5 protein-coding genes, 3 pseudogenes and 1 CRISPR repeat array are annotated in these 10,120 nt (G+C 46.3%); of the genes and pseudogenes, 3 read left to right on the plus strand and 5 right to left on the minus strand.

Going from position 1 to position 10,120, the window contains the following annotated elements:
• The first annotated feature begins 45 nt into the window (after positions 1 to 45).
• Positions 46 to 296: pseudogene (locus tag Xets_RS13405) on the plus strand (type II toxin-antitoxin system Phd/YefM family antitoxin).
• Positions 286 to 569: pseudogene (locus Xets_RS13410) on the plus strand (type II toxin-antitoxin system RelE/ParE family toxin). Before Xets_RS13405 ends, Xets_RS13410 begins: the two co-directional pseudogenes overlap by 11 nt.
• Before the next feature lie 77 nt (positions 570 to 646).
• Here Xets_RS13410 and gntU read toward each other — a convergent pair.
• The 5 genes and pseudogenes from gntU to Xets_RS13435 all read right to left on the minus strand — a co-directional run bounded on the left by gntU (position 647) and on the right by Xets_RS13435 (position 9,095).
• A complete protein-coding gene (gene gntU, locus Xets_RS13415; protein WP_187651859.1) occupies positions 647 to 1,984 on the minus strand; it encodes a gluconate transporter in 1,338 nt (445 codons plus the stop codon).
• Entirely contained in the window at positions 1,981 to 2,538 is a 558-nt protein-coding gene (gene gntK, locus Xets_RS13420) for a gluconokinase (protein WP_099130750.1), read from the minus strand. Before gntK ends, gntU begins: the two co-directional genes overlap by 4 nt.
• A gap of 220 nt (positions 2,539 to 2,758) precedes the next feature.
• On the minus strand, positions 2,759 to 3,754 hold the full coding sequence (gntR, locus tag Xets_RS13425) for a gluconate operon transcriptional repressor GntR (RefSeq protein WP_187651863.1): 996 nt from the start codon (positions 3,752 to 3,754) through the stop codon (positions 2,759 to 2,761).
• A 451-nt stretch (positions 3,755 to 4,205) separates the two neighbouring features.
• Positions 4,206 to 8,509: a CRISPR direct-repeat array (repeat unit 29 nt; unit sequence GTGTTCCCCGTGAGTACGGGGATAAACCG).
• Between the two features lie 83 nt (positions 8,510 to 8,592).
• Positions 8,593 to 8,838: pseudogene (locus tag Xets_RS13430) on the minus strand (type II toxin-antitoxin system PemK/MazF family toxin); the annotation flags it as partial.
• Between the two features lie 35 nt (positions 8,839 to 8,873).
• Positions 8,874 to 9,095 (minus strand): AbrB/MazE/SpoVT family DNA-binding domain-containing protein, encoded by a 222-nt coding sequence (locus tag Xets_RS13435; RefSeq protein WP_099130751.1) that lies wholly within the window; start codon positions 9,093 to 9,095, stop codon positions 8,874 to 8,876.
• 527 nt (positions 9,096 to 9,622) lie between these two features.
• On the opposite strand from Xets_RS13435, the gene Xets_RS13440 reads away from it, so the two are divergent.
• Positions 9,623 to 9,898 carry an IS1-like element transposase gene (locus Xets_RS13440; RefSeq protein WP_099130752.1) on the plus strand — a complete coding sequence of 92 codons (276 nt, stop codon included), beginning with the start codon at positions 9,623 to 9,625 and terminating at the stop codon, positions 9,896 to 9,898.
• Positions 9,899 to 10,120 lie beyond the last annotated feature (222 nt).

Raw genomic sequence — 10,120 nt, forward strand, 5'->3', positions numbered from 1 at the left:
TTTTAAAAGTGCCAAAATGAATAAAATTTCAACAATGAGAGCGATATGTCTTATCAAATTCTGACAACAATAGCAGCCAGTATTACCGATTTGAAACGCAATCCAATGGGAACAGTGGCAGATGGTGAAGGTGGTGCCGTTGCCATCCTAAACCGCAATGAACCTGTATTTTATTGTGTCCCCCAGAGCCTTACGCTGATTATCTGGAACTTGCAGAAGATGCCGAATTAAATCACATTGCAGATGAACGTATGAAAACGCCTGAATTTGTGAGCGTCAATCCCAATGACCTATAGTCTCAAATTTGAAAAACGGGCGCTAAAAGAATAGGAAAACTAGGGCATCCTATTCGTGAACAGTTCAAAAAGAAATTGGCTGAACGTCTAGAAAACCCCCAAGTCTCCTCAGCCCGATTAAGAGGCCGAAGCCATCGCTACAAAATCAAATTACGCTCTTCTGGCTATCGTTTACTATATGAAATCAATGATAATGTGATTGTTTTATTAGTGATTACTGTTGGTAAGCGAGCAGGAAAGGAGATTTATTTAGCAGCTAACAAACGTGGATAGCAAGGGAAATCGTGTAAAACAGCACCTTATAATGAAATAAGGTGCCATTAAAAATGGCTTAAAAAGGCTTTAACACATCACAGCATAGCGAAATAGATCATGCCAACCATCGCGCCGGTTGTGCCGAGAATGGTTTCCATTACCGTCCAGGTTTTCAGGGTTTGCGCTTCTGTCGCACCAGTAAACTTACCGAACAGCCAAAAACCAGAATCGTTCACATGGCTAAGAACCAAAGAGCCACCGGCGATACATACTGACAACGCCGCCATTTGCGCACCAGAATAGCCCAGTTCGCCAATCACTGGCAGAACCAACCCTACCGTGGTCAAACACGCGACAGTTGCCGAACCCTGAATCACACGCACCGCGCCTGACAAAATAAAACACGCCAGTGCGATTGGCAGGCCAGCACCGATCAACGCATTACCCAATGCAGGTCCAACACCTGAATCCACCAGCACTTGTTTAAATACACCACCTGCACCTGTCACCAGCAAAATAATTCCCGCAGGTTGAATCGCCGCAGAGCAGACTTCCATGACTTTATCCTTACTCATACCGCGACGAATCGCCAACCCGTAAATCGCCACTAGACAAGCAAGCAAAATTGCAATGAAAGGATGACCAAGAAATTCCAGCCAGTGATATAGCGCTGATTGCTGATCAACAAAACGTGCACCAATGGTTTTCAAGCCCACCAATATCAATGGGAACAATACCAATGCCAGGCTGAAACCAAAGGAAGGCATCTGGCTTTTGCCAATGCTTGGGGTGCCCAGATCTTTGGGTAAATCCAGTGTCACATATTTGCTGATAAAGTTACCGTATATTGGGCCAGCCAATAACATGCCGGGAACGGCGGCGCTCAGGCCAATCAGGATCATCCAGCCAAAATCGGCTCCCATCTGGGAAGCCAGCACCATCGGAGTTGGCCCCGGAACCAAAAACGCGGCCGCGGCCGCAACACCTGCAAACAATGGAATCGCCAGTTTCACAACATTGCCATTGGTGCGACGCGCAACGGCAAATACCACGCCAATCAACAACACAACCGCCACATCAAAAAACAGTGGTAATGCACAGACAAGCCCGGCAACACCCAATGCATAGTTGGCCCGCTTTTCACCAAAGCTACCCAGCAGTTTCACGGCAATCTGGTCAAGGGCACCCGTTTCATGCAAGATCTTGCCAAACATTGCACCAAGAGCCACAACAATGGCAAGAAAGCCCAAAGTGCCTGCCATACCTTCTTGCATCGTCTGAGTGATTTTCTCCAATGGCATGCCAGAAAAAATTCCCGCCCCCACAGAAACCATCATCAAGGCAATAAAAGCATGTAACCTAGCTTTCATCACCAGAAACAATAATAGGAGAACAGAGCCGATGGCCGTCAGAACCAGAGTTACAGTACTCATGAATGCCCCTCACTAATACGGTTAATAGATTGGATATGGTCAATAGCTTTAATCGCATTTTTGATGACTTCATCAAGATCAGGTTTTATATCAATGTGATGGACATCATTTTCATCACTGGTCGGCGCTTCCAGTGTCTCAAATTGAGAGATTAGCATTTGTGGTTTAAAGAAATGCCCCTTGCGTGCTTTCAGGCGGCTTTCGATTAAGTCAAAATCCCCCTTCATATAGAGAAAAGACAAGTGTTGATTGCCATCACGTAACATATCCCGATAACTTTTTTTCAAGGCAGAACACACGAGCAGGGAGATAGGGTTGGTGCGTTGCATGGCAAAAATAGCATCATTGAGTGCTTTCAACCACGGCCTACGATCATCATCATTCAAGGCGTGGCCCTGTGCCATTTTTGTAATATTGGCACGGGGATGAAGGAAGTCCCCATCCAGAAATGCAGCCCCTAGTTCACGGGCAACACCACTGGCAACCGCAGATTTACCGCTGCCGGATACCCCCATCAATACAAAAACGTGGTTTGGTTGTTGGGTATCACTCATATCAAACTCCTTTACACAGATCTTACCGCTTATATATCCATTTGATTTACACTAAAAAATTAGCAGGGAAATATTACCCACCAAGTGTTACCGGTAACTAATTACCGGTAACATTAGCAGCAGGGCTGGATGGTGGGCAATCAATCAGGACCATCAAAAAAGGAAAATGTGAGGCTTATCGCAATTGAAAATGGGAAAACATCATTTCGAGCTACAAAAATTAAACACTTTCACCCAATGAAAGGGTAAACCCAACATCAATCAGAGTTTGTTCCAGTTTCTCCCCCCTCAAACGAGCAAGTAAGGATTCCGCTGCCTTGCGTCCCATTAAGTCACGAGGAGTCAGCACGCTGGCAAGCTTGGGAGTCATTACCTGGCCGACATCATGGCCATGAAAGCCAGCTATCGCTATCTCTTCCGGTATTTTAATCCCCTGTCGCTGGCACTCAAAAATCGCCCCAATGGCGATATCATCATTCGTACAAAACAGGCCATCAATTTCAGGATATTTCTGGCAGGATTCCTGCAAAAGCTGCGCGCCTAATGAATAGGAAGAGCTGACTGGTGTCATCATTTTTCTCGGTTGAAGCCCAGCATTGAACATCGCCATTTCAAACCCTTGCAAACGGATCATCGTTCGTTCATCCTGCCGTGCACCGAGATAAATAATGTTTTTGCAACCGCGTTCGATCATCGCCATCGTCATCTGACGAGCCGCTGCAAAATTATCGATCCCTACTGCAATATCAAGGCAAGGCGATACACTGTCCATCAATTCGACAACAGGAATACCTACTGTCTGCAGCACCTTTAACGTTTTGGGAGTATGCGTGCGTTCTGCCAGAATCAGGCCATCAATATTGTAAGCAAGCAGGGAGAGTAAACGTTCTTCTTCTTTCTGGGCAGAATAACCATAGTGGGCGAGCATGGTCTGATATCCATTGCGATCAGTCACATGCTCGATACCGCGAATAACTTCAGCGAAGACCTGATTGGTCAATGAAGGAAGCAAAACCCCTATTGCACGGCTGGTGGAATTGGAAAGAATATCGGGCACACGGTTGGGAATATAACCTAGTTGTTCCACAGCTTCCGCTATTCGTTTTCCCAACGCTTCAGAAACCTGATCGGGATTGCGTAAAAAACGGCTGACCGTCATTTTTGTGACCCCAACGAGGTCAGCAACATCTTGTAAAGCTGGGCGTTTTTTCTTCATTTTCAATGTAATGCAATCAGTTATTGATAGGTACAGAGGAATAACTCGCGGTTTTAACATATTTATACATCATTACAACACGCTTTCTAGTGAAAAATGCCAATATACTCGCATCTTATTTATCAGCAATTGCTGAAACTGTGATGACTTACACGTGCTTGAGTGAATATTCCAACATGTTGGTGGATATCCCCGCTACTCAATGCAATAGTTTTCAGACTCTTACTCTCTTTGTTGTTGAGTTAAGACCAACAGGTTCTTTTGCGATTTCAGCAATGGGAATCTCATAAATTGATAAGTAAGAGTTAAAAATATGGATGAAATGTGATCTGAATTACAGATGATAAATCGGAAGAATGAAAGAGAAAATTTGACTGACTTTATAGACTAAAAAAATGGTAGAATTTTTCCGCTCTAAAAAATTTTTATAAAACAGATGGATAAAATTAGTGTGTTCCCCGTGAGTACGGGGATAAACCGTGATTTTCGATGAGGTAAACGATCATCTGTTCGTGTTCCCCGTGAGTACGGGGATAAACCGAGGTCAGATTACGAAAGGATCTACGCTTTATTGTGTTCCCCGTGAGTACGGGGATAAACCAGTTACGAACCCCCCCAGTTACCTTGTCCTTTTGTGTTCCCCGTGAGTACGGGGATAAACCGAAATTATAATAATACAAATCCAGAGCATACAAGTGTTCCCCGTGAGTACGGGGATAAACCGAATGGTGCGCTTTTTCAGCGCTGTCTGTTAAAGTGTTCCCCGTGAGTACGGGGATAAACCGGCATCGCGGATTTCCTGTGCGAGCACCTTGATGTGTTCCCCGTGAGTACGGGGATAAACCGAGAACCGAGTTAACCGACTGAATAGGATCATGGTGTTCCCCGTGAGTACGGGGATAAACCGCACCTGAATGAGGTGAAATTATGCCACCCAGAGTGTTCCCCGTGAGTACGGGGATAAACCGTCAACGCCTGAAAATAAAATTGATGGGCCATTGTGTTCCCCGTGAGTACGGGGATAAACCAGGGCTAACGCTTTGGTCGCTTCCGGCAACTCAAGTGTTCCCCGTGAGTACGGGGATAAACCGAGTGCATTGACGGTGCTGGTTACCCCCTGAACGTGTTCCCCGTGAGTACGGGGATAAACCGCATCCACCTGTTTATTGCCGGTGATCTTGCGCGTGTTCCCCGTGAGTACGGGGATAAACCGCCCGCCCGGTACTGCACATAGTTTTTTGACCTGTGTTCCCCGTGAGTACGGGGATAAACCGGTACGCCTAATATCGTCGAAGGGACGACACCGGTGTTCCCCGTGAGTACGGGGATAAACCGTAATCAAAGCGCCGAATACGGCAGTGACTACAGTGTTCCCCGTGAGTACGGGGATAAACCGGCTATCTTGCTGTGATAATGATGGCATTGCTGGTGTTCCCCGTGAGTACGGGGATAAACCGTGTTAACGCCGTAAATCTGTTTGCAGGACAGCGTGTTCCCCGTGAGTACGGGGATAAACCGACAATATGCTTTGCTGTTTCATGCCATCATTGGTGTTCCCCGTGAGTACGGGGATAAACCGGTATTCATCCCTCTTTGTTTCAATTACTCGATGTGTTCCCCGTGAGTACGGGGATAAACCAGATTCCCGGCATTCCACGAGATCCAGATACGTTGTGTTCCCCGTGAGTACGGGGATAAACCGCGTTGCCGTTTGAGGGGGCGAATATTTTGGTTGTGTTCCCCGTGAGTACGGGGATAAACCGCGGTTGCGCTCACTACGTGAACACACCCACCTGTGTTCCCCGTGAGTACGGGGATAAACCGCGGATTTCATATTCCTGCCCGCTGACCCGCTCGTGTTCCCCGTGAGTACGGGGATAAACCGATTTTTACTTCGGTGATCATTTGGCGACTCCCGTGTTCCCCGTGAGTACGGGGATAAACCGCGAGCCGTGGTGTAACTGGACTGCCACAGATTGTGTTCCCCGTGAGTACGGGGATAAACCGATATTTTTCATTACTGAGATGCCCATTGTTAAGTGTTCCCCGTGAGTACGGGGATAAACCGGGGATTTAATAAATGAAATGCCAAATCACAGCCGTGTTCCCCGTGAGTACGGGGATAAACCGTTTCACTTCGGGTAATGATTTTGCTGTATCAAGTGTTCCCCGTGAGTACGGGGATAAACCGACCGGGGCTTTTGATTTTAATGACATGCGTTCGTGTTCCCCGTGAGTACGGGGATAAACCGGTATTGCGTGATCAAATAGGAAATCATAGTAAGTGTTCCCCGTGAGTACGGGGATAAACCGAGCGACACTGGCAGCGGTTCTTGCTGCATGAGGTGTTCCCCGTGAGTACGGGGATAAACCGAAATATTAAGGTTACCCTCAAGAGACTGACTAGTGTTCCCCGTGAGTACGGGGATAAACCGGGGTAGGCAATATCGTGTATGAATGGACAGATGTGTTCCCCGTGAGTACGGGGATAAACCGTACTGACTGAAATGCTCCCAGGTTCGAATTTCGTGTTCCCCGTGAGTACGGGGATAAACCGCGGTGCCAGGGGACGCATTCAGCGAACCACGAGTGTTCCCCGTGAGTACGGGGATAAACCGCCGCTCGCCATTCGCGAAACACTTTAAATATTGTGTTCCCCGTGAGTACGGGGATAAACCGCTATCTGAACAAGTTGCTATTAACACCACCCAGTGTTCCCCGTGAGTACGGGGATAAACCGGCGTTTAGCTTCACCACGTTTCAAAGTAGAAAGTGTTCCCCGTGAGTACGGGGATAAACCGGCGACAGCCGAGCAACGCCATTTGCTGCTGTTGTGTTCCCCGTGAGTACGGGGATAAACCGTTTCACACAACATTATTGGAATAATTTCCCCCGGTGTTCCCCGTGAGTACGGGGATAAACCGACACCGGCATCGGGTTGGCTCTGGTGGGTAATGTGTTCCCCGTGAGTACGGGGATAAACCGCAAACCCCGTTGCCTGCCTGTGCCGGGCGCTGGTGTTCCCCGTGAGTACGGGGATAAACCGCGCGGCGAGTACAAACAGCTTTATAGCCGCGTGTGTTCCCCGTGAGTACGGGGATAAACCGTAGCTAGGCATCCAGACAACATTAGCGTTGATGTGTTCCCCGTGAGTACGGGGATAAACCGCGCATCCGGCGCTGTCACTCATCATGGTTGATGTGTTCCCCGTGAGTACGGGGATAAACCGCCACTATGGAGTTTGGAGAAACCTTGCCAGATGTGTTCCCCGTGAGTACGGGGATAAACCGTACGAAAAATCACAGGGCACGAAAGTGAGCATGTGTTCCCCGTGAGTACGGGGATAAACCGCGCGGAAATGAGCTCATATTCAGATGACACGTGTGTTCCCCGTGAGTACGGGGATAAACCGGTAACACAATGGTAATGCCCTTAATTTTTTTTGTGTTCCCCGTGAGTACGGGGATAAACCGGCTAATGGGCGCCAGCTAACCGAAATCCAGCAGTGTTCCCCGTGAGTACGGGGATAAACCGAACGAATTCTCCCGCGCACTAAAAATATATCTGTGTTCCCCGTGAGTACGGGGATAAACCGTCACCGCCGCCCGTCTCGACCGTGAACAGCAAGTGTTCCCCGTGAGTACGGGGATAAACCGCGACTTGGAAATTAAAAAAAATGAATTTAGTTGTGTTCCCCGTGAGTACGGGGATAAACCGTATTTTTATAGTCAAATTAAAAAGGGTAAGCTGTGTTCCCCGTGAGTACGGGGATAAACCGTATTGCAATTGGATTACTATTACTTTCGTATAGTGTTCCCCGTGAGTACGGGGATAAACCGATTGGGTGTTTGAATCCGTGCTTCCATCCATTGTGTTCCCCGTGAGTACGGGGATAAACCGCCTGTGTTCTTTGCCGTGGAATTGGCTCAGGCGTGTTCCCCGTGAGTACGGGGATAAACCGCGCCTCGAATATTCAACTATTTACACGCGTATGTGTTCCCCGTGAGTACGGGGATAAACCGGATTTGATAGATGATGAATAATAAAAACAACTGTGTTCCCCGTGAGTACGGGGATAAACCGCTGATATTAATCCCCAGCTCGGCGCATCCAATGTGTTCCCCGTGAGTACGGGGATAAACCGTTTGTTTAACAACATTTTTTTCATATTTTCTAGTGTTCCCCGTGAGTACGGGGATAAACCGATTTAATTTATTCCATAACCGAAATCATCCGAGTGTTCCCCGTGAGTACGGGGATAAACCGTGTAGTTCTCTGCCTTTAAATTTGGGTTTTGGGTGTTCCCCGTGAGTACGGGGATAAACCGCGCCTTGGCATGCAGTTCGGCGGATTCTTGGTGTGTTCCCCGTGAGTACGGGGATAAACCGTGGCAGATACCTGATGACGATTTACAAAATCTGTGTTCCCCGTGAGTACGGGGATAAACCGTATTTCGTCAAGGTAGAACTAAAGCTGACTGGGTGTTCCCCGTGAGTACGGGGATAAACCGGCACACTGAATAACTCACCATCGCGATGAGGGGTGTTCCCCGTGAGTACGGGGATAAACCGATGTTCCGGCATGGGCACAGGCAATTTTGTCCCGTGTTCCCCGTGAGTACGGGGATAAACCGCTGCTGGTCTGAAATTTACGCGATTCGACCAGGTGTTCCCCGTGAATACGGGGATAAACCGTAATCCCTTGCCCTGCGGTAGATACCGACGACGTGTTCCCCGTAAATCAGGAAATTCTTATTATGAAATAATAACCTTAGTTAGCTCGGTTACTTTGTCGATAATGTCTTGAGGTGCTTTCTCAATAAATTTAACTTGACGATCTGAAAAGTCTAAGGATTTGACCTGATGGATAAGAATTGCACCTTGGGTCGATAATTCTTCGGGTAAGACAACTTCTAACATCATTCCCCTTACGGTACTGGTAATGGGGACCACAACAGCAAATCCGGTATGCTCGTTAAATATCTTTCGAGAGATCACAAACGCAGGGCGGCGTTTCATAATTTTTTTCCCTGCGCTCGGATCAAAATCCAATGAAACAATGTCTCCTTTGTCTGGTATGTACATCAAATCACTTCCTTACCAACAGAGTTAGCATTGATTCATTCTCTATCCTCATCTGTTACCGTGAAACATTCTTTAGGGCTTCCGGCTAACAGTAATTCCAACGTTAACTCTTCTTCGATTGGTGTAAGCACAATTTTGTTATCTTGAATGGACAGATCAAGCTTTGAACCCGTATGCAGATTGAGGGTTTTCACAATGGCTTTCGGTATGCTAACAATATTAGCCCCACCAGATTGGCGAATAACAACAGCAGTCATGCCTATCTCCCTTTCTGTTTAAATTATACTCAACCATACTTTTATGTTTTACAAAAGTAAAACTTTATCTGCTTTTTACATTATGAGACTAAATCATAAACATAATAGAGACGTAATCATGGTGATTTGCTACACTTCAAATCACTGTTTCTGGCAAGCATAGTGAAGATAACAATCAGGAATGTATTTGTCTTAAGAAAGACGAAAAATAGAAATGTTCACAGTTTTGTGATATGACTATTTTTTTCCCGTGAATACGGGGATAAACCGTTTTTATTTTTACTTCTATCTGATCATCAGATTATGTTCCCCTTATACACGGGGATAAAAATCTAACCCTATATACTAACAGGCTTAAATAGATAATAATTTAGCCTAAAGTTTTTATTTTTCCTTTCGTTGTATTGAAAAAATTTGCCTTTCCACAAACTCCCTCTACACTTTTAAAATATTCCACATAAAAATTCTGGTCACGTATTCAACCCGTTGATGGTGGAATATAATTCCCCTTTTTTCGGAGAAATTAAATGGCAACAGTTGAAGTAAAATGTCGATTTTGTCAGCAAACTGAATTCGTCAAAAAACAGGGTAAGGGTAATTCGGGGCATCAACGCTATCGCTGTTTATCCTGCAAACGAACCTTCCAGCTTGAATACGCCTATCGAGCGTATCAGCCGGGTATAAAAGAACAAGTCTTTGATCTTGCTATGAACAGCCCTGGTATTCATGATACTGCCCATGCATTACATATCAGTATTAATGTCGTCGTTCGGGTTTTAAAAAACTCAAACCACAATGCGTAACGACACTCCCGCTGGTTATGGTGCACTTGGGAACCTCGACTAAAGCGTATCATTGCTCACTCGTTCGGAAGGTGAAACAAGAAAACGCTTAAAAAGCTGCTGAAAAAATTATCACGATTCAAGGGTCACGCTCTCAATGATTAGATATTGTGATAAACTCCCTGCTTTTTATTATGGAGTGAGAGATGGCTAAAGTGGATGTGGTTTGTCGTTACTGTCATA

Source organism: Xenorhabdus sp. TS4 (genome assembly GCF_014467265.1).
In the GTDB taxonomy this organism is placed as follows: Bacteria; Pseudomonadota; Gammaproteobacteria; order Enterobacterales; family Enterobacteriaceae; genus Xenorhabdus; species Xenorhabdus ehlersii.

Bases quoted from the DNA above. Each gene is read 5' to 3' on its own strand.
- gntU (WP_187651859.1), bottom strand. From the start codon at position 1,984: ATGAGTACTGTAACTCTGGTTCTGACGGCCATCGGCTCTGTTCTCCTA.
- gntK (WP_099130750.1), bottom strand. From the start codon at position 2,538: ATGAGTGATACCCAACAACCAAACCACGTTTTTGTATTGATGGGGGTA.
- gntR (WP_187651863.1), bottom strand. From the start codon at position 3,754: ATGAAGAAAAAACGCCCAGCTTTACAAGATGTTGCTGACCTCGTTGGG.
- Xets_RS13435 (WP_099130751.1), bottom strand. From the start codon at position 9,095: ATGACTGCTGTTGTTATTCGCCAATCTGGTGGGGCTAATATTGTTAGC.
- Xets_RS13440 (WP_099130752.1), top strand. From the start codon at position 9,623: ATGGCAACAGTTGAAGTAAAATGTCGATTTTGTCAGCAAACTGAATTC.